Below are 26,371 nucleotides of genomic sequence, written 5' to 3' on the forward strand. Positions count from 1 at the left end.
GATTCATTCCCATTATCTGGTTCGACCGATCGGATTCGAAACGAGAACAAACACGCCAGAATGCGGATGACAAGCACAACACGCAGCATGCGTTTGATCGCGACATTGGGTGCGACGGGTCGAGATCATCCAATCGTCAAGGTTTCCCAGACGATGCGTGCCAGCGCCTCATAGGCATCGCGGCCAATCCCTCCTGCTTCGGCACTCAAGCTGTTAGCGGAACGGCGCGAGCCGTGTCTCGAATATCCCGGAGGGATGACAGCGAGTAGCCGGAGGTCAGCGAAGCGACACCTCCGGGACGCAGGTGCCAAAGTCCCCTCGACCCCGGCGGGGTCGCAGCGAATCAAGCTGCTGGCGGCGTCGCAGTCCGCCTTTCTAAATGAGATTGATGGGACGCTTGTGCGCGTTGCAGCAGATCGAGCCCGAGGGCTCTGGCGTGATTTGCTTCGACACCCTCCGGGGTCGCGTCAGGCGAGGGAACGGATGTCCGGAGGTATCGCTTCGCTCACCTCCGGCTACTGGCTTTGACCCCGTCGGGGTCATGGCAGCGATCGCAAGCAGCCCGAGGGCCCGCACCATGCCGCACACAAACCACGGAAGCTGTTAGCCGAACGGCTAACCGCTAGCGTTTCTTGTCCGGCGCAGACTTCGACTTCTCCGTCGCCTCTTCGAACTGCAGCGCCGCACTGTTGAGGCAATATCGCTTGCCCGTTTTGTCTTTGGGGCCGTCGTTGAACACATGCCCCAAGTGGGCTTCGCACCGGCTGCAATGCACCTCTTGGCGAGGATAGATGAGCCGAAAATCGACCTTCATCCCGATGCGTTCCTTGCTGATCGGATCGTAAAAGCTCGGCCAGCCGGTGCCCGACTTGAACTTGGTCTCACTGGTGAAAAGCGCCTGACCGCACACGATACAGCGGTAGAGCCCTTCTTTCTTGTTGTCCCAATACTTGTTTCGGAACGCCGTTTCAGTCTCTTCGTTCTGAGTGACTTTGAATTGAATCGGACTGAGTAATTTTTGGAGCTCCGCGACGGTTTTGGGAGTGTAAGGCGGGTCCTCGATTTCGTCCGAGTCGCTCTTCTCTGACTCGATCGTCGCCGACGCGTCCGCGTTCACCTCCACCGCTGCTGCCGCATCGGCCCCGGATGCTCCGGTGGCGGCATCCTGACTGCCGGCCGGCCGCAGCCCGATCGAGACCAGGACCGCTGCGAAGATGAAGGCGAATACCCGCTTGGCATCGACCTGATGGATGGAATGATTCATGGTGGCTCCAACTATTCAGTCAAATCTTTCGCTATCATCAATCGAGCATCCACGCCCTGGCCGAACCGGACGAGGCGTATTCGATGGCGGTTGAAGTGGTCCATCAAAATGGGCCCAACGGCGCGGGGCCGCTCGGCCTTCGCAGACCCCACTATGGTTGATTGTATGCAGGTCGTCCAGCTAAACAACGTTTCTCTCCGTTATGACAGCAACAAGGTCCTGGATGAAATCAGCGTTTCGGTCCAGGAAGGTGAATATGTCGTGATTTTGGGGGCCAGTGGATGTGGGAAGACGTCCTTGTTGAGAATGATCGCCGGGCTGATTTCCCCGACATCGGGATCCATTTTTTTGACGGGCCGCGATGTGACCCGCGTGGCGCCCCGACATCGCGACGTCGCCCTGGTGCCCCAGCAAGCCGGCGTGTACCCCCATTGGCCGATCGGCCGCTCAATCGGAATGGGGGTCCGCGGCCGCCTCTCTCGCCCCGAACGCGAGCAACGGATTCGGGAAGCGGCAAAAATGGTGGAACTGGAATCGCTGCTGGATCGTCTGCCGGAGCAACTCAGCGGCGGGCAATTGCGCCGCGCGGCGGTCGCCAAGGCGATCGCCAGCCGGGCATCGGTGAGATTGCTGGACGAACCCCTGTCGGCGATCGATGCCAATTTGCGGTATCAGATCGAAAAGGACCTTTCGCGGCTGCACCAGCAATCGCCGGGCGTCACCATTCACGTCACCCACGACGGCGGAGAGGCGATGCGTCTGGCCAGCCGTGTTGCGGTGATCGAAAACGGCAAGATTGCGCAGTTCGATACGCCCGACCAGCTGCGAACTCGCCCCGCCACCCCCGGTGTCGCTTCGGCCCTCGGTCGATCGGCCCTGATCACCGTGCCTGTCACGCGTATTGACGGAGCCTGGGCATCGAAAGACGGCCGGAAAGTGGCTGGCCCCGACGCACCGACCGGTTCAACGTCGGTGCTGGGTTATTACGAAGAAGACCTCAAGCCGCTCGAGGCGGGTCAGGCCCCGGAGTCGTCCGACCACTGGATCGACCATCAACGAAACGCGACCGTCAATCACGATCGCATCGTTTGGTTCCTGGAGTGATTTACACCCAGCACGTGGCGTCAGCCAGTGGCGCGTGATCGTGACTACGCCGTCGCGGCGACGGGCAGATCAGCGACTTGATAAGCTCGCGAACGGAACAGGAAATCGATGATGTTTCCTTCGTGCGGTTGCAGCCAGTTGAGCCGATTGGTCGGGATCGGCCCGAAGTTCACGCGATCAATCTCGACGCAAGCTCCGGCTGCGGCGACCAATTCAGGATCTCGGGTCAGCACGGTTCCGACGAGTGTCGGGCCGATGCGACGAAGCATTTCCGCTTGCGGGCATTCCACGACGCTGACGAACGGGAACATGTATTCCTTCATCGCGACGCCGCGGTCGGGTGAATCGGCATGAACGACCATCGGCCGCAGGTAGGCACAGTGCTCGCGCTCGATCAGCTTGTCACCGTAATCGGCCGTCATGTCGGTGACACCGCTTTCGGCCAGATCCTGCTGCACCATCGCGTACGTTCCGGTCGCCATCGCGGGAACGGTAAACGCGGCCAGTTGGGCCTGGTCATCGGTCGGCGGCAACACATCGACCGGGCCGATCCGTTCGGCGATCGCTTGGGCGATCTCGCGGGTGTGCCGACTGGCCCAGATGCCGCTGCAGTTGATACAGGAGCGGCCGGAGTTACTGAGCACGCTTTCGACCATCACGTCCAAATACAATTCCCAGTCATCGACCACGTCGTCGCCGATCAAGATCTTCGACCATCCCGGTCCGTGGGCTTGCACGCGGGGATTGCCGGCGTGCTGTGCGACGGTTTCGGCGCTTCCAAAAATCATGCTGCGAGGCGTTTTGGTCATGATCGCACCGCCGGCGTCGTGCCCGCCGGGATACAAACCGAATGCCTCAGCGGGAACACCGGCTTGGATGAACGCCGACACCATGCGGTACGGTGTCCAAGGTTCCTGGGAGCCCGGTTTCAACGCCAAGCCGATTTGCAGCGGGATCGCCGGCAGCCACAGGGTGTGAACGCCCGGTGAATTGTTCGGCAGGATGGCACCCAAGACCGGCGTTTGTGCCTGGTAGCTGACGATCACGCCGCGGCCTTCTTCGCCATAGCCCCGGCTCAGGATATCGAGATCCAATCCGCGGGTCAGACAGTCCAAGATCTCGTCCATGTGACTGAGAACGAAGCTGTTCTTCTTCAAGTTCGATCGACACATGTGCTCGGGCAATCCGGTACTGGCCGATTGCTGATGCACAAATTGGTCGACCGATTGCATCGAGTCGCCGACGGGCAGCTCCGCGTTTTCGAACAGGTCGGCCGCCTTCTTCGACATCGCGATCAGATCGGCCGTCGAGTGTTTCAGCAGTGCGGCACGAGCCTTGTGAGCCTGCTTCATATCACGGGCGACGATGCCGCCTCCGACGCTGCCAAACTTCGCAATCGGTTCCCCGGTGTCAAAGTGAACGACGTCCTTGATTTCCATCGATTCGTAGGGCTTGCCCCAGCGAAGCGGTTGCAATGTGATCATGTCTATACGTTGATGTTGCGAGTGAGAGATTGGTGGGTTCGGGCGGGCACTAATAAACGCCGACGGTGGTCGCGCTTGCCAACTCGTGGAACGGCCGCACGCCGCTGACACCGTCCCAAGGGTACATGTCGAACGGCGCTTCTCGCTCGCCTTCGTCGCGTTCCATAAACCCGGGGACAAAGAATTCGTCGGTCAACGTGTACAGCTTCACACGTCCGGTTTCGCCGAACCCGACGACCTGGTTGTAGTCATCGAAACTGACGACCTCAGTCACCGCGCGCGGCTGGGGGGCGTAGTAACTGATCTTGTATCCGTCCGCGGCCGAGATCGGTTTGCTGCAGGCCAAGCCCATCAGGGTGTTGCCGTAGGTCGGGGTCATGTACACGCCGCCTTCTTCCACCGGTCCACCGAGCAATTCTTCGACACAGAAACGCGTCCACTGTGGCGTGAACTCGGTGCCGCCGGAAAAGATCCCCTTGATGCCGACTTCTTGCAGGCTGGTGCCGCGGTCTTCGAGGGCTTCACCGAGCGATTCGAGCAACTTTGGCGTCGCGAACATGCACTTGATGTCGTGTCCCGCAGTCAGCACGGTGACGGCTTGGTCGATGCAGTGCTTCTTGTACTCTTCCAGATGCTCCATCCAGCCTTTCTTGATCAGCTTGACGACCCAGCGGGGGTCCAAGTCGATGCAGAAGCAGATGCCGCCGCGATGTTGAGCCAAGTGCTCGACGGCCAACCGCAGTCGCCGCGGACCGCTGGGCCCGAGCATCAGCCAATTTGAACCGGGCGGGAAATGTTCGTCCGGCAGGGTATCGCTGAACAACTCGTAGTCTTTCCAGTGATCTTCGATCACCATCCGGCTTTTCGGAACCCCCGTCGTGCCGCCGGTTTCGAACACGTAGACCGGCTTTCCGGCATGCCCCTTGGGGACCCAGCGCTGGATCGGGCCGCCACGGAGCCATTCGTCTTCAAAGTGCGGAAACTTCTTCAGATCGTCAAAGGACTTGATGTCGGTGAGGGGATCGAATCCCAATTCCGCCTTCTTTTCCAACCAAAACGGGCTTCCTGTCTCCTCACTAAAGTGCCAATGCACAATCTTGAGAGTGTGTTCATTCAATCGATCTCTGGCTTCCGAAGCACTCTTGGCGACGTCTTCGGGAATCGAAGTCTGGGCGGCACTCATTCGTTTAGTCGTCTCGCGGGCGGTGAAGGGACAGGCGGGGGAGTTTACATCTGGCGGTGACGTGACCGGCTCCAGAGAACTCTGCTGCGTGAATCTTGAAGGACCCTATTGTTGCCTTCAGGAAAGTGCGACGAAAGATCCCCGGGCAGTCTGAATCGGTATTTATCGAGAACGAAAAAAGCCGCACGTGATTCACGCGCGGCTTTTTGATCATTCGGTAAACTTTCCTGGCAGCTGGCTGCTGAATCAGGCAAGTTCGCGAGGTGCCAACCCTACGGATTGACAACAACCGGTGGTTGAATCTGATTCGGCAATGAGGGGCTGATGACCGGCGGGGTATCGATCGAATCGTCGTCGCTGGCGCCAATCGCAATCGCGGCTCCGATTCCGCCCAGCACTGCGATGCCTCGAAGACTGCCACCGCCACCGATGCCGCCTCCACCACCGCCACCGCCTCCGCCGAAGGATCCACTCATCGCAGTGGGATCGTATCCGCCATTGGGCAGCAGCAGACCACCCTCATCGACTTCTTCCTCTGAAATCAATCGATCTTCGATGACCGTGATCGGCCCCGGAGCGACTTGCATGATGAAGGTGTCTGAATTGGATTCGGTTTGAGCGACCAAGGTGGTGTCGCCGTCGGTCGTCCCTTGCGCGCTCTGCACCATCAACGGATTAACAAGCTCGATGCCCATCAACCCAAAACCGTCTTTTCCAGACCCCAAGACCGAGTAACTTCCCGGAGCCAGATCGGCGACTTGAAAGTAACCTGTGGCATCGGTCAATGTTCGGGCGACTTCTATGCCGTCGCGGTAGATCACCACGTTGGCGCCTTGGGCGCCGGGGTTATCGGTGAATCCGGCGCGCGTCAAACGGCCTCGCAATCCGCCTTCATATTGACTCAGACGGACGGATTCTCCGGTGAAGGCACGATCGGTGGCCATCGGGTTGTTGCTCGGATCGAACTCGACCTTGCTCGCTTGGCCGGTCGGCATGTAACGCAGGATCGCGTTTCGCACGACGCTGAACTCAACCGCACCCGCGGCGATTTCAAATTGCTCGCTGATCGGGACTTCCTTGCTGACGATGTGCATCGCACAGCAGGCGAAGGTGCCGTCACCGCGAATCATCAACGTGTAAACGCCCGGTTTGACGTCGGTCAGCGTGAACCGACCCGTCTTGTCCGATTCGGTTGCAGCAGCGGCCGGCTTGCCGAATTGGTCGATCAACACGACCTTCGCACCCCGTGCCGCAGCAATCCCTTCGCTGCGCGGGACGATGACGCGTCCCTGGACCGATCCGCTCTCCGAAACGCGGACCCATTGCTGTTGGGCGACATCCGCCGCGGAGACAAAGCCAGAAGCACACACCAGCGCTAACGTGGCGATGGAACAGATCAAACGTTGCATTTCCAGATTCCAATCAAGATTGAGCGATGTTGCAGAGGGAAAACATACCTCTGCATCAGACTATAGGAGCAGCAATTGAGGAATTCAACGCTCTTGACGGCGAATTGGCAATTTAGGAGAGCTAGGACACCCCGATTCACAGCCCTTATAGAGAAGCCACAAACGCTCTCAAGAGGGGCTTCCGTCGGGGATCCAATTCAGCGAGCGGTCATTCCACAATGAAAACCCACAAGATCCGCGGTGCCGGCCCGCACCCGCGGCCTTTTTCGAGGCGTTCCCCTACCCCAAAACTTCACGAAGAAGCTCCACGAGTGCCCTGGTCACGGGAAAGCGCGACAGGCTGTCTGACGGAGCGATGAGGTTACCAGTGAACCCACGGATGGCAGCGCGAACCCACGGATTGTTTGCACCCTTACATCCGTGGGTTCGCGCTGCTATCCGCGGGTCTTCTTTTCGAAGGTTCGCTCGGTACAACCACCGAAACGCTTGGCGAGTTCCGCTCACCCAAAATTTAATGCGCCGCGCACCACGAGCTGGGCGACAACGGATCCGCGAATCCACCGTCGACCGCGTGTCACAGCGTTTGATCGTCTGCTACGGAGTGATCGGGCTGGTGACCGGGGGAGCTGCAAAGGCGTCATCGTCGTCGGACGACGAAGCCGCCACAGCGGCTCCGGCAGCCGCAAATCCCAGCACGGGCAGTAAGCTGCCGCGGCCTCCGAGACTTCCTCCTCCGCCACCGCCGCCACCACCACCTCCGGCGACACTGCCACCGGGAGGGCCTTGCATGGCGCCCGGCTCAACGGGCAGCCCGGCTTCGCCCTGCGGAAGTGTTTCGGGCTGCGGGACTTCGTCTTGGATCAGCTCATCAATCGCAGGCGATTCCAATCCGCTCGGGGCGAGCTGCAATTCCAATTGGGGCTGAAACGCAGGCTCTTGAAGGGTGACCAAGCGACTTCCGTCACCGCCGGATGAATTGCGGCGTGCCAGCACTTCTTCGACCAGTTGGAAACCGACCACGCCGATCCCATCGGGGCCGATCGCGATCAAGGAATAGGACCCTGGGGGCAGCGAATCGATCGAAAACGTCCCGTCTTCGCCGGTGATCGCCTGAGAGATCAGCTCGCGGTTTTGGTACAGCAGCACATTGGTCTCGGCAGCACCGGTCAGTTGGGTTTGGGTGGATCCGGCACGATAAATTCGGCCACGCAGCCCGCCGGCGGCTTGTGCGACGCGTAAGGTCCCCGAGGCGTGCAGCGCGGACATGGCTTTCGGCCCGTCCGCACCGCCGAAATCTGCGACAAAGGGGATCGTCGAAGGCATGTAGCGGATGACCGCGTTTCGGACTTTGTTGATCCGCAGCGGGGCGGCGCCGATTTCCAGTCGATGGTGATGCGGATCCAACGCTTCGTCACGGCTTTCGACGACGTGAATGGCATAGCACGCGGCCAGACTCGGGCCACGGGTCACCAGGGTGTAAACACCGGCGGGAACACCGACGAAGGAATACTGGACATTTGATTCGGCGGAGCGTTGGGCCCGATAGATCGCACCGTCTTGGGAGACCAGGGCAACTTTCACGCTGCCCGCTTGGAGGGTGTCCGCTGGGACGTCCGGCGCTACAATCACCGCGTCGATTCGGCCTTCGGGGCTCGCCGCGACCCATTGCTGGACCACCAAGTGCTGTCCGTCTCCGTCAGCACGCACGAAAGAGCTTGTCAGGAACAGACTTGTCAGCGCAAGCGCGAGGGTCAGTGGGGAATAACGCATCGGAGAACTCTGACAGGCGGTAAACTGGGTAAAAGACGAGCCGGGTGAGTCATACTAGCTTGAGGGATTTCCTCGGGCAAGCGAACAGATTGATCATTAATCCATATTCCGTCACAGCCGCCGCGCCTTTGGAGAAAGGGTACTTTGGGGACCATTCCCGTCGAAAGGATGGCGCATTCCTCTATCGGGTGGTCGAAATCCGGCACCCGATCGCGACCGAGTTCGTTTATTCAGGCTGGTGGTTCCGGCAGACGATCGACATCGCTGGCGAGCGGGTGTGGGGCCAAATTAGCTGGCTGGACCTGAAGAAGGAGGCCGAATTCAGGTTGCCCGAGTCGGTCGACCCGGCACGCCGGCCGGGCCGCATGGAGATCGACTTCACCCGCGGCCTACGCATTCGCCGGTTTCGCATCTGGATCGCCGACGAACTGATCTACGACGAAGTGGCCTAAGCGCAAAGTGGCCTAAGCGAAAAGTGGCGTAAGCTTCCAGCTTGCGACCCCCACAAGCTTTAGCTTGCCCCCAGTAACCCCAACAGAAAGCGTCAGCGACTGGCTCTTCGCGGCAACCTTCCCCGGTCCTCAGCAAGCTGAGGAGAACGCAAGCTAGAAGCTTACGCCACTGAAAGCGTACGCAACGACGAAAAGCCCGAGGCACCTTGTGAGTGCGACTCGAGCTAGTCGTTGGCATGGCCGCCCATTACTCCCGAAGCGTCTCGGGAACGGCCACACGGTTCCTCCGCCCTACGGATGGATTGATGTGAACTGGTGCAGGGGGGAAGGGTTCGGCGTCAACGCGCCGGTTGAGTCGCGACCGGAGGAGGAGTTTTGGAGATCGCTTTGCGACGCACCGGGATCGGAGCCCCCGAGGCGGCGTCGGTCGATTCGGCCGCCGGTCGTTGGATCACCCGTTCGGTCTGGTAACTGATCGGGGCAATCGGACCGGACGGCTGTCCGGGGACCAAGATGCTTTGGCTGGCCGGCCCAGGCGTCGGGGCCGCTGGCTTCGGGGCATTCGGTGCCGGTGCATTCGGCATCGGGGCAGCCGACTCGGGATCGGTCACCGACGGATCTGGGACCGGCATGACCGGCGGATTGATCGGCTCGGGGGAGAGCATTTCGCTCGGCGATCCGAACTGATCCAGCGGCATGTCCTCGACCGGAGCCACTTCGTTGTACGACCGTTCGAACAGTCCCATCGATCCGGCTTGGCCGGGCGAGAGGATTTCTCCGGCGGTTGAATCGCTGAAGCCCATGACTTCGACGGCGTCGGCGTTTTGCACCGGGCCTCGCCGGACCACGCCGGGACGCGTCACACCGTATTGCAATTGGTAGCCGGCTGATCGCTCACGGGCACGTTCCAGGGCGTCACAGTAGGCCTTGCTATTCCAGGGGCCTTCCTGCAGTGCGATGTTGCTGTTGGCCAGCAAGGTGCCACGCAGGTAGTCGACGTAGTTGATCGATTTGTTGTATTCGACCAGGGCACGGTAGTAACTGATCTGGGCTTCGGCACGACGTTGTTGACTTTGCAGCACCACGTTCACCGGGCTGAGTCCTTTTTGGTACTCCAGCAACCGCGCGTCGACTTCTTGCTCGGCGGCTTGCCATTCGTTGGCCGCGTCTTGCAGCTGTGCGAAGTGGCTGGCCGATTTGCCGATCGCGTCGCTGAGCTGGCTGACGGCCAGTCGCTCGGATTCTTGCAGGTACGCTTGTCGCTGGCGGAGCGTCAGTTGGGTTTGACGGATCCGGGCCAGTTCACGTCGCAGTCCGACGGGCATCGAGAACTCCAATCGTACCACGCCTTCCTGGTAGTCGCCGCTGGTCAGTCCGGCCAACGCACTGCTGCCGACTGCGGGGAACGAGTTGTCGCCACCGGGCGGGCCCAGCGTGTCACCGAGTCCGACGAAGCGGTACAGCAGCGACAAGTTGACATCGGGCAGGATCTGGTTTTTCGCCAACGCCAGTTCCAGTTCGGCTTGTTTGATCGAGTACTTTTGGCTCCGCAGCTCGGGGCTCAGGTACAGCATTTGCGCGACCGAATCGGTCCATTCGAATTCGACACGTGCTTGGGTCGGTTCGTCGATCGGTCGGATCAATCGTCCGTCGGTGGCGGTCAGCCCCAGCAACTCACGCAGGGCACGTTCGCGACCGTAGACGCCGAAGCGATCGTCACCGGGCAGGTTGGATCCGTTCAGTGCAGCGGTCAAACGTCGTTGCAAGTTCCAATATTGGCCGACCGACTGCGACAATTCTTGAATCGTCCCCGTTCCGGCGTCCATGTTCAGTTTGGTGAATTCGGCCGTCGCTTGAGCACTGTCGCGGGCGATCGTGGCGGTGGCCACGGCGCGATAGCTGAGGTACAGATCCCAGTAGGCGACTTCGACGTCACGGACCAGGTTGCGAATCTGTTGTTCAAACGTCGCGATCGAAATGTCTTCGTTCATGCTGGCCAGCATGACGGGGATGCGGTTGATGTAGGTGCCTCGGTTTCGCAGCAGCGGGTGTTGGACCTGAGCTTCGACGATCGCGGTGTAGTCACTGGCGAACAGACGCGAAATGTTGCTCAGTTCGGTGTTGTTGCGCGAGTAGACGACTTGTTGACGGGCCGTCACGACACCACCGGTGGCCAGTCGCTTGCTGAGCGCGGCTTGCTGGGTCGAGTTCTGCCCGACCGAGAACTGGCGGTTGATCGTGTTGCCGTCGCCGACGTTTTGCGGACGGTCGGTGGTCGACGAATCGATGAACCCGCTGACGATCGCATCGAATTCAGCCAAGGCGTCCTCGACACCGCCGATCTGGTTGGCCCGGACGGCCCCACGCGGCAGCAACCGGTTGCCGCTGCCGTCGGTGGTGATCGGAATCGACTGAGTCGTGGTTTGCTGGAGTGCGACGTCGTAGACGCTGCCGAATTGCCCCGGCGAGCCGCTGACGAACTGCGCCGCGATGTTCTGACGCGTCTCGGCGTTGCCGCCGGTCGTCATCAGGAACCGCGCATTTTGCAGCGCCATCGTGACGCATTCTTCCAGCGTCATGTTCCAGAATTCGTAGTTATGATTCCCCACCGTCAGCGGCGGCAACGACTGAGTCGTCTCCGGCATGCTGGCAACCTCCACGTCCGGATACTCGATCGACGTGGCGGTATTGAGGTAATGTTGCAGGTCCGGCGACTCGTTCAAAAAGAACGGTTGCGTCGGCGTACATCCAGTCGCCAATACAATCGCCAAAACGAGTTGCAGGTGCGTAGCGATACGAAACAACGAGCGATTCATGCCCTGAGCTTCCCTAGGCCGCGATTTCGGTCACCTTTCGATCGTGAAGGAGGATCACATCGAGGGATGAAGTCAATCGCGAGCAGTCCAAACGGAAGCCCCCCACCAAGATCGCTCCGGCTCACTACGTCATAAACCGTGAGAGATCTTGTCCAAGAGTGGGTATCGGTGGCTGAGTGGGTAAACTTTGACGGTTCTAGTGAAAATTCTGGACTTCCGACCAGTTCGTCCGTGAACCGGCTCCGCAAGCGTCTTTCGACGCCCCCCGAGCCCGAGACCGCTAGAAAGTTGAGCGTCGTTTTCCTCGGGTTGGGGCCCGTAGGCTCGCGCCAAACGGCTGAGATTCAACTGACATCAGCCGGTTCGCGCCAGCGTCCGGGCACGTCCGCTTGTCGTGATTTAGCGGAAGGGCGCCAGCCCTCCGGTCCGTCGACGCGTTTTCGACGCTGCCACCGGACGGCTCGCGCCGTACCGCTAACACGTTCGGCGTTGAAGGTACGCGATCCCTTCGTGTTTCACGTCACCGTTCTACTTCCCCGATTCGCTGACCAGTTCAGCGAAGGTCACGCCGGAAGGAGTTGGCTGGACGTTGGAAACATGAACATCCCAAAAGAAAAAGTCGCCGCCGTCGGACGCCGATCCCACTTCCTCGTTGGCCTCAATCTCAGGCAGCTCCAATTGCGGATCCGCGGCGGGCTCGGGCAGCGGGTCGACGCTCGGGGGCAGCGGCTCGGTCTCCAGCATCTCCGGGATCGACTCGGGGGTCCTCATCGCCGACGGATCGGTGGATCGTCGCGGGCCGACGGTCAACGCGTGGTACGGCTTGGGATAGAAATAATGCTGTTCCAGCCGCATGTGCTTCTTGGGCGCTTCGTAGGCGCCGGCATGTTCGGCGCGGTGCCACGCCATCGCTTCTTGGCTGGTCGGGGCGATCAGATACGCGATCTTTCCCCCCCAGTACGTCGGGCGGTTGTACACACGGCGATAGCTTGGATCGAGCCGATTGCCCATCGGGCCGATCAGATCGACGCGTTGCCGAACCGGTTGGCATTCGCGATCGGGGTGATGCGCGGTGGCGACGCTGGTCATCGCGACCGTCAACAAGGCCAGCGCTGCAACGCCACGTGATCGGATGCCACGTGATCGGAGCGAGGTCGAAACACAGTTCCAATTGAGTTGAGTCATGGGGACGTCCTTTTCCCGTTGAGTCGATTGTCGGCGTGCTTTCCCGGCCCGCGACGGTGGCCACACGTTGGGCCGGTCGGTCGAAGTGCAGTGGTCGCGTCGAAGTGGCCGTCCTGGCCGCGCGCCGAGCGATCGCACTCGCCCTGACCCTAAATTCGGCCAGGTGAATCGTTCTGTGCTGGATTTCGCTTTGAGCACCCTTTGCGACGTTCCTATCGATCATTCCGGCCAGGCGTGGCACCTCGGCAGACTCCGGAAACTTTGCTGGCAAATCCGTTCAGCGCGATTGCTACCGATGACGATCCGACCCTTACGGCAAGGATCGCCAGGCAGCATTCGACTCGGAATTCCGAGCGATTTCATTCGTCTTACGCATTCCTTTTGCCAGAGTAGTTTCTCGTGACCACACCTGTTCCGTCTTATCTTCGACTTCACCTGGGCGACGACGCAAACGCTGCGACTCGTCATGGGCACTCTTCAAGCGACCAGTTTTGGAGCGCGTTTTCTGCCGCGACCGGATGGCGGATCGATCACCGACACAAGAACGACGACGTCGAAGTGTTGCCGGCGGTGCAGATGGACGTGATGGCCGATGACCCGGCCCAGTCCCAGCCGCCCGTTGTCAAGGAGAACGCGACGGAACTGGCCAGCGTTGCCCGGGCGATGTCCAAGGAAATCGAGGAGCTGCAATCACAGGTCCGCCGCCAAGAGATCGAACTGGCGAGTCAGGCGACGGTCCAGTTTTCACCCAAACGCAGCGAAGCCGCATCCGAAGCCGTTCATTTGACGCTTCAGCGGGCGATCCAAGCCATGGGGTTTGACGCCGCAGCGATCTACATGCTCGATGACGAGACCCAATACTTGAAGACCCGCGCGGTGGTCGGTTTGCCATCGGAACGATTGAGCAGCGAGCCGCGGATGTTGCGTGGCAGCCGCGCCGATTTGGAAGCGATGGTCCAAGACGCGGTCTTGATGGAAGACCTACATGGCATCGCCGCAGAAACGTGGACGCCGCCAGAACCCTTCGGCGCGGCGGTGTGCACGGCGATCTACAAAGGCGACTTGCCGATCGGTACGCTCTGGTTGTTCGCCAACGAACCGCGCCAGCTGGACGCGTCCTTTTCGGCGATCGCGCAGATGGCATCCTCGCAAATCACGCTCGAGCTTTCTTCGGCGGCAACGGTCCGCCGTGAAGAGCGCAGCCGTCACGCGGTCGAAGCGATTGCCGACATCGCCGCCTGGCAATATTCGTCCTTGCCGATCGGCAACGTGTTGGCACCGGGCTGGTTGGTCGACGGGATGATCGAATCGCCACACGACTGGTCGACCGGTTGGCACGTGTGGGATGTCCTGCCGGATGGGTCGTTGATCTTGGCGATGGCCGAAGCGCTCGACCGCCGCGCCGGCGGTGCGATGATCGCCGCGACCGCGCGAGCGGCGCTGACGGCACACAGCGGCTATCAACACACGCCCCAACAAATGTTGCAACGCATCGGCGACACGCTGTGGGAAACCAATACCGCTGATCAGTTGGTTTCACTGTTGTACGCGCGGATCAATCCCGAGACCGGCGAAGGCGAAGTCGCGTCGGCCGGAGAGATTTCGGGACTGATCGCGGGCAAGTACGGGTATCGACCGCTGACGCAAACCGGTGGACGCCCGCTGGCGGCCGCGATCGACGTCGAGTGTTACGAGTCGACGTTTCATTTGGCCGAAGGCGAAACGCTGGTCACGTTCGGGCAAGGGTTGCAGTTGGACGGCATCAGCCAAGAACTGGTGGGCTGTTGCATGCGATCGGCGATGCAGACCGACGAAAACCCGCTGGCGGTCCTGCGTCGTGAGATGGCAGGTTTTCCCAATCGTCACGAGCGCGGACTTTTGTCGCTTTCGCGGCGACGAGGCTGATTTTTGCGGCGGCGGACGACCCTGGCCCGGATAAAATCGGTATGCTGTGAAAGCCGCGCCCGCTGGCGAGGGTATCCTCTGGCAGATTCACGTTGCGATTGCCAGACATCACCTCGCCGGTGAATCCATCGGGGGTATCCAGGCCTCGTTCTCCGTTCCCGCACTCATGCTCCGTTTCCTATGACGCCCAATCCCACGCTGCGGGAGCTCGTTTCCCCGATCGATCAGCGCTGGAGCCCTTACCGGTTCGAACCCCGCCCCGTCGAGCAAGACAAACTGGCACAGTGTTTTGAAGCCGCCGGCTGGGCCGCGAGCAGTTTTAACGAGCAACCCTGGCGCTGGATTGTCGCCACACGCGAGGACAGCGACGGGTTTGAAAAGATGCTCGGCTGCCTGATGGAGGCGAATCAATCGTGGGCGTCGGCCGCCGGCGCGTTGGTGCTGACGGCCTATCGGAAAACGTTCGCGCGCAACGAAAACCCCAACCGCGTCGCCTTGCACGACCTCGGACAGGCCGCCGCACACCTGGCCCTTCAAGCCGCCGCGATCGGATTGCAAGTCCATCAGATGGCGGGCGTCAATCTCAGCCAAATCCGTACCGAGTATCAGATTCCGGAAGAATTCGAACCGGCCACTGCGATCGCGATCGGCTATCCCAAAACATCCGAACCGAGCGATGAAACCGAACAGGCGCTGGCCAAACGAGAAGCTTCGGCACGCAAACGCAATCCACTTTCTCAACATGTGTTCAGCGGATCATGGGGGAATTCGGTCGACTGGAAATGATCGCGCACGCCCGCAACACGCCCGCGTTGCCGCTCGCCACAACGAAACCAGGCGGCACGGCGGTCGGGGGGCGACTAGGTACAGCGGTCAAATCGAAATACAATAAGGTGTTGCGGCCGGCACGGGTCGCAGCGAAGCCCATCCGCATTTAAACGCCACAGCTGGAAAATCGATCGGTGTCGGAATCTTGGAACCCTGGAGTCGTCTGTGCCTCTCGCACCGACGTCGGCATGCGCCGAACCAATAACCAAGACTCGCACTCGGTCATCCCCGCACAGTCGCGAGAGCGATTTGAAAGCCGTGGGCATCTGTTTATCGTGGCCGACGGGATGGGAGCCCACGCGGCCGGCGAGTTGGCCAGCAGCATGGCGGCCGAATTGATCGCGATGAATTACTTTCGCACCGCGGTGGCTGACGCAAAAGATTCGTTGCATGTCGCAGTCAGCGAAGCCAACGCGGAAATCTATCAGCGCGGACAACAGAACCCCGAGTTTCACAACATGGGGACGACCGCCAGCACCTTGGCACTGCTGCCGGTCGGCGGCGTCATCGCGCATGTCGGTGATTCCCGCGTGTACCGATTGCGACGCGGCGTGTTTGAACAAATGACCTTCGATCACTCGTTGGTCTGGGAAGTCCAGGCGAGCGGTCAGGTGCATCCCGACAGCGCCCTCGGACAAGCGTTGCCCAAGAACGTGATCACGCGTTCGCTGGGACCAAACTCAGATGTGCAGATCGATGTCGAAGGCCCTTTTGAACTGGAACTGGGCGACAAGTTCTTGCTCTGTAGCGATGGGTTGTCCGGACAGGTCGATGACGTCGAGATCGCGACGTTGCTGGACTGTTTGCCAGAAGAGCTGGCGGTCGAAGTGTTGGTCGATCTGGCCAACCTGCGAGGCGGTCCAGACAACACAACCATCGTCGTCGCAACGGTCACCGAAGGTCCTTTGATCGACGACAAGCAACCGCTACCCAAAATGCCGTCCGAAGACGCTTCGATGAGGCGGGGCATGGTGGTTTCGCTGGTCATCGCGATCTTGCTGGCGATCCTTTCAGTCGTTTTCCTGTTCCTGCGTTTGAACGACGGGGCGATGATCGCCACGCTGTTCGGTGCGCTGGTTTCCGGAGTGATTGCCGCCACCTTCTATTCCAATCTGAAAAAACAGACACGGCGACGCAATGCCGCCGGAAACGGCAAGCGAGGCGGCATCCCGAAGGCTTACGGCGGGAACGCACCCTATCGACGTTATGTCTCCAAGCCTGACCAGACGTTGTTCGATCGACTCGGTAAAACCGTCGACGAACTGCGCGAAGCGGCCAAGCTGAAGAACTGGATGATGGACTGGACACAGATCGATCAGTTTCAACACGACGGCTTGGCGGCGATGAACCGCGGTGACGGAAAAACGGCGATCCATCTGCAGGCCAAAGCGATCGTCGAAACAATGCATCAACTCCGCGAACAACACAATCGCTCGGCCGACGAAACCGCCATCGACCACTGACGTGCCGATCCACCTCCCGTGAATCAGTCCCCTTCCCGACTCGCCATCCCGCTGATTCCCGCCGCGCGCCTAGGCTCCTCGGCGTGGCTGCTGCACCTGCGATCCTTTGCCGTCGCAGGCCAATTGGTCACGATCCTGTTTGCCGGTTGGGGCATCGGCGTCCAACTGCCCTATGTTCCGCTGTTGGCGCTGGTCGGTTTGACGGCGGTCACCAACGTGATCTACGGCATTTGGCTGCGCCGCTACGACGGCCCCCACAACCATGCTCGGGATTTGGCCAACGAAGCGGTGACAGCCCCGCGACGGCGCGATGAATCGTCGGATGCTGCGTCCTGCCCCACCCCGCGCTGGGGCTCCGATCTCGAGCTTGCGGCGTTGGAACAGGACGGGTCTCCGCGGGTACAGAAGGTCGCGTTGGGATTGATGTTGCTGGACCTCGCGACGCTGACCGCAATGTTGTACTTCAGCGGTGGCGCCGCCAACCCCTTCAGTTTTTTCTACTTCGTCAACTTGGCGGTCGGGGGCGTGATGATCTGGCCCAAGGCGGCTTGGTCGTTGACCCTGGTCGCAACGATCGGCTACGCATTGATTCTGCGATACAGCATTCCGGTCAAGGAACTGGGGATGGAAACCGTCTCGGACGGATTTGATCTTCGAACGCTCGGGTTGATGTTGGCGTTCACGACCTGTGCCTCGGTCGTCACGTACTTTGTGACGCGGACGAGTAAATTGTTGCGGGCGAGAGAAAAGCAGCTGCGGGAAAACCAATTGGCTCAGGCCGCCGACCGCAAGCTGGAATCGTTGACGACGCTCGCCGCCGGCGCGGCCCACGAGTTGGCGACGCCGCTTTCGACGATCGATGTCGTGGCGCGTGAGCTGTCGCGGCACCTCGAAGGAGTCGAGAAACCGGCGACCGTCGACGAAGACCTGAAACTGATCGACCACCAATTGGATCTGTGTCGCCATATTTTGCAACGGATGCGGGGTGCCGCCGGCGACTCGATGGCCCAGGAATGGTTTCGGACCACGGTCGGTGAGCTGATCGATGCAACGCTGGAAGGCGTCCGCGATCCCCACCGCGTCGACGTGGTCGATGGCACCGAAGACGTCGAAAACAAAACGCTCTGGATGCCCGAAGAAGCGGTCGCGCAGGCGATTCGCAATCTGATCCACAACGGACTCGATGCCAGCGGAATCGATGGACGGGTGCGAGTCGAATCGAGGCTTGATCAACGCAACGTGGAATTCATCGTGACCGACCAAGGGCAAGGGATGAGCGACGAAATCCTGGGGCGTGTCGGCGACCCGTTTTTCACCACCAAAGAACCGGGTCGAGGCATCGGGTTAGGACTGTACCTGACCCGCAACGTCGTCTCCCAGTTAGGCGGCTCGCTCAATTTCCGTTCCGCCCCCGGCCAAGGCACCTCCGCCGTCGTCACCCTGCCGATCGCCAAACCCGAAAACGTGCCATAGCCGCGATCAATGATGGTCACCCGCCCCTCCCCTACAACTTCGCCATCACCTGATCGGCCGCGTCGATTGTCTCGTCGATCAGGGCTTCGGTGTGTCGGTTGCTGAAGAACAACGCTTCGAATTGGCTGCATGGCATGTAGACGCCTTTTTCGATCAGCCCCCAAAAGTATCGACCGAAAGTGTCTCGGTCACTGCGATCGGCTTCGGGCCAATTCGTCACCGGACGCGCGTTAAAGAACAGCGTCAACATGCTGCCGACATGTTGGACTTGGTGGGGGATGCCGTGCTTGGTTGCCGCGGCATGCAAGCCACTGGCCAAGCGATCGCCCATCGCATCGAGTTGTTCGTAGGGCGGATCTTCGGCCAGTTGCTGCAGCGTGGCGCTGCCCGCGGCGACGGCCACTGGGTTTCCGCTCAGCGTCCCCGCCTGAAAGACTTTGCCCGCCGGCAGCACGTTGTCCATGATGTCCGCCCGACCGCCGTAAGCCCCCAACGGCATGCCGCCGCCGACCACCTTGCCCAGCGTGGTCATGTCCGGCACGACGCCGAACCGTTCTTGGGCGCCCCCATAGGCCAAGCGAAAACCGGTCATCACTTCATCGAAGATCAGAATCGATTGATCCGAGAGCGTCTCGGCACGCAGCGTTTCCAGAAACTCCATCGTCGGCGGGACACAGCCCATGTTGCCGACGACCGGTTCCAGAATCACCGCCGCGATCTCACCGGGGTGCGCTGCGAACGCGTTCTTGACCGCACTGCAATCGTTGTACTCCAGGACCAAAGTATCTTGGCCGGCCCCCGGCGTGACGCCCGGGGAATCGGGCACGCCCAGCGTTGCCGCGGCGCTGCCCGCGGCGACCAGCAGACTGTCGACGTGACCGTGGTAGTTGCCGGAAAACTTGATGACCTTGTGCCGGCCCGTGGCACCGCGCGCGACCCGAATCGCACTCATCGTCGCTTCGGTTCCGCTGTTGACCAAGCGGACTTTGTCGATGCTCGGCACCGCGTTGATGATTTGTTGGGCCAGACGCGACTCGGCTTCCGTCGGTGCGCCGTAACTGGTGCCCTTGGCGATCGCTTTTTCGATCGCCTCGATGACCGGAGGCGAACGGTGTCCCAAGATCATCGGGCCCCACGACCCGATGTAATCGATGTAGCGATTCCCGTCGATGTCGAACAAGTACGGCCCGTCCGCGTGATCGATGAACAGCGGAGTGCCACCGACGGCGCCGAACGCACGCGCGGGGCTGTTCACACCACCGGGCATGAGTTTGCAAGCTTGTTCGAACGCGGCGACGCTTTTCGGCCCTGCGGAGTGACGGGTCTGAGTCATGGCTGGAAATGGTCCTGTTTGGGGAAAGTGACCACGCCATTGTCAGCCAATCCGGGATCGAACGAAACCCGGCCAAACGCCACACCCCAGCACGCCACACCAGCACGTGGCGTCAGCCAGTGGCGCGTGACACCTGCGATTCCACCTCGCGCCGGTCGCTGACGCGTCCCGCTAGTTACCCCGCGAGCCGCTCGCGTTTCTCTGGAATCCGCACCCGCTCGCCACCCAAGTACTCTCGATCGCTGCGGACCAGCACGAACGGAATCACGCGACGAAGCTTATGCAATCGTCTCGCCCGCGGGCCGAAGGTTCCGATTCCCAACAGAACGTTTGCACTGACTTGGCGCAGCTCCCCTCGCAGCCAACGGATGGGGCCGCGGTTCTTGCTGCGGTAGTCCAGAATGTACGAATTGCCGGGCACGATGTTCGAATGGTCGATGTACGTGTCCATGGGCAACAGAGCCTTTCGATCTTCCACGGTCCCGAATGCGTTGTAGCCCTCGCCATCGGCATGCGAGAGCGGGCGGAAGGCCTTGCCGACCCAGGGGCCTTTGGAACCAAACGCGACGCGCGTCAGGAAGGCACCGAAACGGTCCCCCTGGTCGAGCAACTGGGCGTCGTATTCTCCCGAAACATCCGCCACCGCCGGCGTCGGCAAATCCCAATAGGTCATCTTGAGTTGAAACCGATCCAGCTTCAGTAGTTCGGCCAGCTGATCCTGTTCACCGGCAGACAGATTTTGCCCGAGCATGTTGAGGTGCCTCATCCAGCAGATTGAAAAAGAACCCGACAAGAGGCGGATCTACCAAAACACCCCCGCCCCCCGCAAGCGTCGTCACCAGTGGCGTACGCTTCCAGCTTGCGACCCCCGCAAGCTTTAGCTTGCCCCCCAAAACGCCAACGAAACACCAGGGTCAAATGAGATGTTGGTCAATAGCTAGCGGCCCCATCATCATTCCGATTGCGCCATCGCAACGATCCCGCCAGGTTGTCAGGGCGGACGGTTCCACCACCGCACATGCTCACCTGTCAACCAACTTTCCCGGTCGTAAGTCTTTATCCAAATTCGGCTTACGACCCGCCTTGACGCATCCCCCCTAAACATCTAAACCACGACTAACCGTCAAGGTCGGTTGCATTGCATGCTGAAAACGAAGAGAGCGGAATGAGTCGGGCATCAGAAACCAGAGCGATTATTTCCGGCACGATTCGGCGTCCAGCGATGGGCGCCCACACCGTCCACCTTCACGACTCGATTCGTTGTGTCCAAGCGACGTCGGCGAGAGAGCTTGCCCGGGCGCAGCGGTTCTGGATTCATCGCTATCGTGAAGCGGGTTTGCAGGGTGTCAACCAACAGACGCCAAGCTTCGACAGCCTCAGCTTGCCGCAAGTTCCCGCTGGTCCACTCGATCCGCCCAGTCGGATCACCAACTGGCGACCGATGGTTTTTCTGGCGTACTATTCCGCTGATCCGAAACAGACACGTCGCGCCAAGTTGCGATCGATTCCCAACCGCTCGATGGATCGGCTGCTGGCACCTGAACAAATCTGTGGCACGGTGACCTTGTTGGTGCCCAACACGCACGGTGCGATGACCAAGCGTACCGGCAGCCACGCGATCGGCCGGATCACGCGTCTGGCCGTCGATCATTCGTGGTTTTGGACCGGTGACACGCCGACGGGCTACCGCACGGTGTTTCTGGAGATGACCAGTTGCATGCACCGAACGGCGTTGCAGGCGGGGCTGACGCACCTGGACGCGATCGTTCATCCGCGGCACGCCAAGTTGTACCGCCGCGTGTTCGGAGCCGAACCGATCGGCAAGCCCTTTGCGTGCGAGCAAGTCGGAGGTTCACCGGGGCAATACATGCGAGCCGACATCACCCAGCCGAGCGCCTTTCACGCCCGCCTCCGAGACCGCTACCAAGCCAAAGCCGCCTCCTAAACCATCAGTCAATTCCAGCCCGCACGCGTCAGCAAGGGCCCACGCGGCGCCCCTCGATCAGGCGTTGCGTCTAGGATCGTAGCGTTGATTTCGGAGCATCGATTAAATCGACGGTCCGTAAAGAAGCTGGCATGAGAGGGAAGAAAAATCAGGGGCAGAAAAGCGGGAGTGGTGGATAAGCTGTCGACAGCAAAATGAGTGACAAGAAAATAGTCTGCACCCATCATTCAGTCCCGAATCATTCTACCTTCCTGCCTTCATCGTTTTGCCCCCACTCGATCTGCCATCCTACGCTTTTGTTCATCCAATTCGACGCATCGCCAGTCACCAATAAGCCGGCATCGAGACAGGTCACCGACAAGCCGACCGATCCACCTCCTTCTACGTTGCATTCCTGAGCCACCTGGTCACGACTGCAATGCGGTATGGGGATCAATACGTCGGACACGCCAGTACGGTAGTCCGGCGGCAAACAAGCAGATCGCGAAGATCAATGCACCACATCCGACGTACAGCATCAATGGAATCTCGATCGTCGCCCGCGGAGTACTCAACATCGTCTTCAGCGCGATCGTGATGACCATCCCAATCGCAATCCCGATCGACGCAACCAGAACAGACTGAAACGCCAGGATCGACAGTAGTTCACGCTCACTCAGTCCGATCGCCCGTAGCGTCGCGTACTCGCTGATTCTGTCGAGCACCATCGCATACAGCGTCTGGCCGACCATCACCAGTCCGACCAGCAATCCCAGCATCGTAGCCGCACCAAAGCTTAGCCCCAATCCTGTACGCGTCATCCAGAACTTGATGCTCACGGAGGCATATTCGTCCGCCGTCATCGCTTCGACGTCTGGCAGCAGTCGCTTGATTTCCCGGCAAATCGCAGCGTGATCCGCACCAGGAGCGACATTTGCGAGCAAGTACGACGTTTCCGACGGATCCGAACCCGCAAGCTCGATCGCGTTTTCATAGTCCGTGAAGACGTAGGGAGTCACCAGAAAGCTGAGGATCCCGTTGCTTTTTCCCGCAACGCGCACCCTGCGCCCGTTCACTTCCCTCAACTCGCCGATCTCGGGCCCAACGAGCTTCTCGCTATCGCACCGGTCAACGATAATGGCATCGTGCAAATCGAGCGCATGCTGGGGACCATCGACGATGCTGTACGCTCGGCCCAAGTCAGTCCCCTCGGGAATCCCGACCAAGACCACATTTTCGAATCCTCCGCCTGGCAGCGACATTTCGCCAAATTCAACTCGCAGCGGTTGAACTTCCTCGACGCCCTCAATGCCGGCGACCACATAGCGCCATCGCTCGGGAATCGAGTGGGCAAAGTCAACGTTGTGCATGCCGCGATGCCCGATCCAGAGGTCCGCATTGCTACGGTCAACCAGCATGCTGGCCTTGTGGATCAATCCAAAGAACAAACCGCCCTGGATATTCACCAGCACGACCGAAAAGATCACCCCGACCAATCCGGCAATCAGCTTGCCACGGTCGTGGAAAAGAGTGCGATAGGCAAGGTTCCAACGCATCGCACAGGAGATCGGGGAGAGGAGCTGATGGTCAAACGGTTTCCCTGTCGTCATCGACATCGTAACCGTCAAACTTGAACAATTCCAGTCCAAGCCGAAAGCCACCAGTGGCGTACGCTTCCAGCTTGCGACCCCCGCCAGTGGCGTACGCTTCCAGCTTGCGCCCCCCACCAGTGGCATACGCTTCCAGCTTGCGCCCCCCACCAGTGGCGTACGCTTCCAGCTTGCGACGCCCGCCACGCCCCGTGGCCACCCCACTCCCCACCCTACTCACCACCCATTTTCTTGTCACCCATTTTCCTGTCTCCAGCTCTCCCCTGCCCCGCTCCCCTCCCCCAACTTTCCGCCATCCCAACCGTTTACCCAGCCGATTCGACGCACCGCCCACCGTCAATAAACCGACAGTGAAACAAACCACCGGGTAGCTGACCGAGCCCCCCACCCTCTACATTGCGTTCCTGTGCCCCCCTGGCCACCTTGCCCCTTTTTGCAGGAATCGCAAATGTTCCGAACGACTCGCATTGTCCTTCTCGCCGCCGCCGTTTTCGTTGTCACGGCCGCCGGCCAACTTCACGCCCAGTACTCGCGGGTCGTCGTTTTCGGCGACAGTCTGTGCGACACGGGAAACAGTTTTGCGGCGACGGGGATCCCTCCGGCTCCGTACTATTCCGAGGGCCGTTTTTCCAATGGCCCGATCTGGATCGATTTTCTTCAGCAACAGATGGGGCTCTCCGACGCCCAACTCCTCAACTTCGCCGTCGGCGGGTCCAGCACCGGGTTTGGATTCAAGGAGCCGCCGGAAGGCATCTTTGAAACACCACCGGGCACCCTGATCCCCACGGTCGGCGAGCAGATCGGCATCTACCAATTGGTCAGCGGCGGCGTCTCGGATCCCGACCAGCTGACGATCTTGTGGGCCGGTTCGAACGATTTGTTCACCTACAATCTGCCTGCATCGGTCGTCAACAACATCGAGCAGCATGTTCGGGATCTGGCCGCAACCGGCGCCGACGAATTCCTGATCCCGGGGATTTCGCCGATCGGTTCGACGCCCTCGCTACGTTGGACGTTCGAAGGTTTCATCCTCAACTACTTTGCCCGTCAAACGAATCGAAAGCTGAACCGTCGTCTCAATGCACTCGAAGACGAGCTTGGCATCACGATTCACCGATTGGACACCTACACGCTGACCGTCCTGGCCACACTGTTCCCCAGCCACTTCGGCCTCACCAATACGACCAACTCAGCGTTGGACGACATTGCCGACGGCCTGATCACGCCTGCCGAAGGAGCGACGTATCTGTACTGGGACATCATCCACCCCACCAGCATCGTGCACCAAACCCTGGCAGCCGCCGCGATCGACGTCCTGACGGACTGATCCGGAAAACGACGGCAAAAAAATCAGGGGCAAAAAAAATGTTGCAACGTCCCGCCCGCACCTACGGGATCCCGGGACGAGACGCCGAGTGACTTAGCAAAGGACCGCCCGCCATCATCTCCCCTGAAATCTTCCTACCCCAAAATCTTCCTACCCCAAAATCTTCCTACCCCAAAATCTTCCTACCATATTCCTGCCCCCATCATTCTGCCCCGAATCATTCTGCCCTCCCTCCCCTCATCGTTTTGCCCCCATCGTCTTGCCACCCATTCCCTTCAGCCGTGCGTGGGATCAAGCAAATCACGATAGACCGCAGCGACCTTCTCCATCCGGCTAGCGAAACTGAAGCGTTCCTCCACCGTCTGTCGCCCCGCGGCGGCAAGCCGATCGCGCAAAGCCGGATCGCCGAGCAACCGTTCCAACGACATCCGGATCGCGTCTCCATCGCCGGTATCAACCAACAACCCGTTCTCTTGATCGACGACCAGGTCCGGCATGCCCGCGACCTTGGTGGAAAGCACCGGCAACCGCATCGCCATCGCCTCCAAGACAACGTTCGGCAGCCCCTCGCGATGGCTGCTGAGCGTGTAGACGTCGCCGGCACGGTAGACCAATCGGGGATCAGCGACGAAACCCAGCAATCGGATCCGATCCGCGAAGCCCGTGGCGTTGATTTGTGTCTGGAGCGCATCCTTCGCCGCACCATCACCCGCGATCGCGAGTCCAACGTCGTGTCCGCCATCGATCAATCGGGCGACGGCATCGATCAGCAAGTCAAAACCTTTCTCAGCCGACAGGCGTCCGACGCCGACGACGAGTTTCGTTTCGGCTGCGAATCCTAACTTTTGCTTGGCAGCCGACTGTTCCAGATCAAAGTCGTAGTCGTCCAACGCGATCGCGTTATCGATCAACGAGAGCCGGTTGTCGGGCACACCCAGCCGCTGGCAATCCTCAAACAGGTCGCGTGAAACGCAGATCACGTGTTCGTAGCGTTTCAGGCACCATTTATCGATCGCGTAGTACAGCGGCGTCTTCCAAGTCTTCTGCACCCAGCCGTGGACCGTCGTCACCAACCGCATTTGGGGAAAGTGCTTCTTCAGCAGCAAGCCCAGTAAGTTCGACTTGTAATCGTGGCCATGCCAGAGGAAGGGTCGAGTCGCAAAGTCACCCTCCCCCTGAGAGGCGCAAGCCTTAAAGCCACCCTCCCCCTGGGAGGGTCGAGCGTCAGCGAGGGGAGGGCTGGCTTGCCTTCTACAATCCGCGGCCCACTCCCCCACTACCTGCTCCACCGCCTGCCGCATCCGCCCGACGACGCGCCAATCCCGAATGCCCAAGTCATCGACTTCGATCAGCGGCGCACGCTTCTGCTCCGCCCTCGCCCGCACGACCGCAAACCCAGCGTCCCCGGGATCTCGCAAATACACACAAACCCCTCGATACCCCAACGGCCCCAGAAACCGGGGAGAATTCAAGATCGTCTTCTCCGGCCCTCCACCCTGGCCACTGATCACCCGGGTGTGCAGGACCAGCGGGTGGAGTTGTCCGCATTGGACGCCCTGGTTGGAAGAATCATGCTGAATCATTAAGCTGCTATCCGAAGGAATTCTTTTCGCCTATTTTACCCAAGCCGCATTCGCCGCGAGCCGATGTTCATCTTGAGTCATTGGGGCTCGATGTCATATCGTCCGAGATGAAAGGAATCATCGTCATCTCACGGCGTCGCGAATGGATCACAACCATCCAAACCAGGCACCCGCGTTGTCTGCCCCTATTCCAATTCCTGCAGGCGTTACAGGCAGGTCCGCGACACCGGTGGAAAGTACTCATCGCGCTGCGATCCA

The 26,371-nt window shown here is 60.3% G+C and carries 19 protein-coding genes; 8 read left to right on the forward strand and 11 right to left on the reverse strand.

Translation table 11 applies throughout. The annotated features are described in order from the left end of the window. Positions 1-622: 622 nt before the first annotated feature. Positions 623-1,264, reverse strand: a complete 642-nt coding sequence (gene msrB, locus TBK1r_RS08560; protein WP_145208948.1) for a peptide-methionine (R)-S-oxide reductase MsrB — start codon at positions 1,262-1,264, stop codon at positions 623-625. Between the two features lie 153 nt (positions 1,265-1,417). On the opposite strand from msrB, the gene TBK1r_RS08565 reads away from it, so the two are divergent. Beyond that, on the forward strand, positions 1,418-2,368 hold the full coding sequence (locus TBK1r_RS08565; protein ID WP_419581130.1) for an ABC transporter ATP-binding protein: 951 nt from the start codon (positions 1,418-1,420) through the stop codon (positions 2,366-2,368). 44 nt (positions 2,369-2,412) lie between these two features. Here TBK1r_RS08565 and TBK1r_RS08570 read toward each other — a convergent pair whose 3' ends face one another. The 4 genes from TBK1r_RS08570 to TBK1r_RS08585 all read right to left on the reverse strand — a co-directional run bounded on the left by TBK1r_RS08570 (position 2,413) and on the right by TBK1r_RS08585 (position 8,214). After that, on the reverse strand, positions 2,413-3,852 hold the full coding sequence (locus TBK1r_RS08570; RefSeq protein WP_145208953.1) for an aldehyde dehydrogenase family protein: 1,440 nt from the start codon (positions 3,850-3,852) through the stop codon (positions 2,413-2,415). Positions 3,853-3,901: 49 nt separating this feature from the next. Next, positions 3,902-5,035, reverse strand: coding sequence for an acyl-CoA synthetase family protein (locus TBK1r_RS08575; protein WP_145208955.1), 1,134 nt, complete (start codon positions 5,033-5,035; stop codon positions 3,902-3,904). A gap of 272 nt (positions 5,036-5,307) precedes the next feature. Next, positions 5,308-6,444, reverse strand: a complete 1,137-nt coding sequence (locus tag TBK1r_RS08580) for an MSCRAMM family protein (protein ID WP_145208957.1) — start codon at positions 6,442-6,444, stop codon at positions 5,308-5,310. A gap of 594 nt (positions 6,445-7,038) precedes the next feature. Continuing rightward, a complete protein-coding gene (locus TBK1r_RS08585) occupies positions 7,039-8,214 on the reverse strand; it encodes a carboxypeptidase-like regulatory domain-containing protein (RefSeq protein ID WP_145208959.1) in 1,176 nt (391 codons plus the stop codon). A gap of 188 nt (positions 8,215-8,402) precedes the next feature. On the opposite strand from TBK1r_RS08585, the gene TBK1r_RS08590 reads away from it, so the two are divergent. Next, on the forward strand, positions 8,403-8,666 hold the full coding sequence (locus tag TBK1r_RS08590) for a hypothetical protein (RefSeq protein WP_419581131.1): 264 nt from the start codon (positions 8,403-8,405) through the stop codon (positions 8,664-8,666). 338 nt (positions 8,667-9,004) lie between these two features. Here TBK1r_RS08590 and TBK1r_RS08595 read toward each other — a convergent pair whose 3' ends face one another. After that, positions 9,005-11,482 carry a TolC family protein gene (locus TBK1r_RS08595; protein ID WP_145208961.1) on the reverse strand — a complete coding sequence of 826 codons (2,478 nt, stop codon included), beginning with the start codon at positions 11,480-11,482 and terminating at the stop codon, positions 9,005-9,007. A gap of 528 nt (positions 11,483-12,010) precedes the next feature. Continuing rightward, positions 12,011-12,667: a hypothetical protein gene (locus TBK1r_RS08600; protein WP_145208963.1), complete on the reverse strand. Its 657-nt coding sequence runs from the start codon at positions 12,665-12,667 to the stop codon at positions 12,011-12,013. 399 nt (positions 12,668-13,066) lie between these two features. Between TBK1r_RS08600 and TBK1r_RS08605 the strand changes: the two genes are divergently transcribed. The 4 genes from TBK1r_RS08605 (at position 13,067) to TBK1r_RS08620 (ending at position 18,336) form a co-directional block, all read left to right on the forward strand. Further along, entirely contained in the window at positions 13,067-14,572 is a 1,506-nt protein-coding gene (locus TBK1r_RS08605) for a SpoIIE family protein phosphatase (protein ID WP_145208965.1), read from the forward strand. 180 nt (positions 14,573-14,752) lie between these two features. Further along, positions 14,753-15,358, forward strand: a complete 606-nt coding sequence (locus TBK1r_RS08610; protein WP_145208967.1) for a nitroreductase family protein — start codon at positions 14,753-14,755, stop codon at positions 15,356-15,358. 176 nt (positions 15,359-15,534) lie between these two features. Next, positions 15,535-16,863, forward strand: a complete 1,329-nt coding sequence (locus tag TBK1r_RS08615; protein ID WP_145208969.1) for a protein phosphatase 2C domain-containing protein — start codon at positions 15,535-15,537, stop codon at positions 16,861-16,863. An 18-nt stretch (positions 16,864-16,881) separates the two neighbouring features. Continuing rightward, entirely contained in the window at positions 16,882-18,336 is a 1,455-nt protein-coding gene (locus tag TBK1r_RS08620) for a sensor histidine kinase (protein WP_419581132.1), read from the forward strand. Between the two features lie 31 nt (positions 18,337-18,367). Here the strand turns inward: TBK1r_RS08620 and hemL are convergent, their stop codons facing one another. Then, complete coding sequence (gene hemL / locus TBK1r_RS08625; protein ID WP_145208970.1) at positions 18,368-19,669, reverse strand: glutamate-1-semialdehyde 2,1-aminomutase; 1,302 nt, start codon at positions 19,667-19,669, stop codon at positions 18,368-18,370. Positions 19,670-19,844: 175 nt separating this feature from the next. Further along, on the reverse strand, positions 19,845-20,420 hold the full coding sequence (locus TBK1r_RS08630; RefSeq protein ID WP_145208972.1) for a hypothetical protein: 576 nt from the start codon (positions 20,418-20,420) through the stop codon (positions 19,845-19,847). 414 nt (positions 20,421-20,834) lie between these two features. Between TBK1r_RS08630 and TBK1r_RS08635 the strand changes: the two genes are divergently transcribed. Beyond that, positions 20,835-21,614 (forward strand): N-acyl amino acid synthase FeeM domain-containing protein, encoded by a 780-nt coding sequence (locus TBK1r_RS08635; RefSeq protein ID WP_145208974.1) that lies wholly within the window; start codon positions 20,835-20,837, stop codon positions 21,612-21,614. Positions 21,615-22,021: 407 nt separating this feature from the next. On the opposite strand, the gene TBK1r_RS08640 is transcribed toward TBK1r_RS08635, so the two are convergent. Next, on the reverse strand, positions 22,022-23,209 hold the full coding sequence (locus tag TBK1r_RS08640; RefSeq protein WP_419581133.1) for an ABC transporter permease: 1,188 nt from the start codon (positions 23,207-23,209) through the stop codon (positions 22,022-22,024). 442 nt (positions 23,210-23,651) lie between these two features. Between TBK1r_RS08640 and TBK1r_RS08645 the strand changes: the two genes are divergently transcribed. Continuing rightward, complete coding sequence (locus tag TBK1r_RS08645) at positions 23,652-24,530, forward strand: SGNH/GDSL hydrolase family protein (RefSeq protein WP_145208976.1); 879 nt, start codon at positions 23,652-23,654, stop codon at positions 24,528-24,530. Between the two features lie 275 nt (positions 24,531-24,805). Here TBK1r_RS08645 and TBK1r_RS08650 read toward each other — a convergent pair whose 3' ends face one another. Next, positions 24,806-26,113 carry a glycosyltransferase gene (locus tag TBK1r_RS08650; RefSeq protein WP_145208977.1) on the reverse strand — a complete coding sequence of 436 codons (1,308 nt, stop codon included), beginning with the start codon at positions 26,111-26,113 and terminating at the stop codon, positions 24,806-24,808. Positions 26,114-26,371: the final 258 nt, after the last annotated feature.

This window comes from Stieleria magnilauensis (assembly GCA_007753675.1).
Lineage (GTDB): Bacteria > Planctomycetota > Planctomycetia > Pirellulales > Pirellulaceae > Stieleria > Stieleria magnilauensis.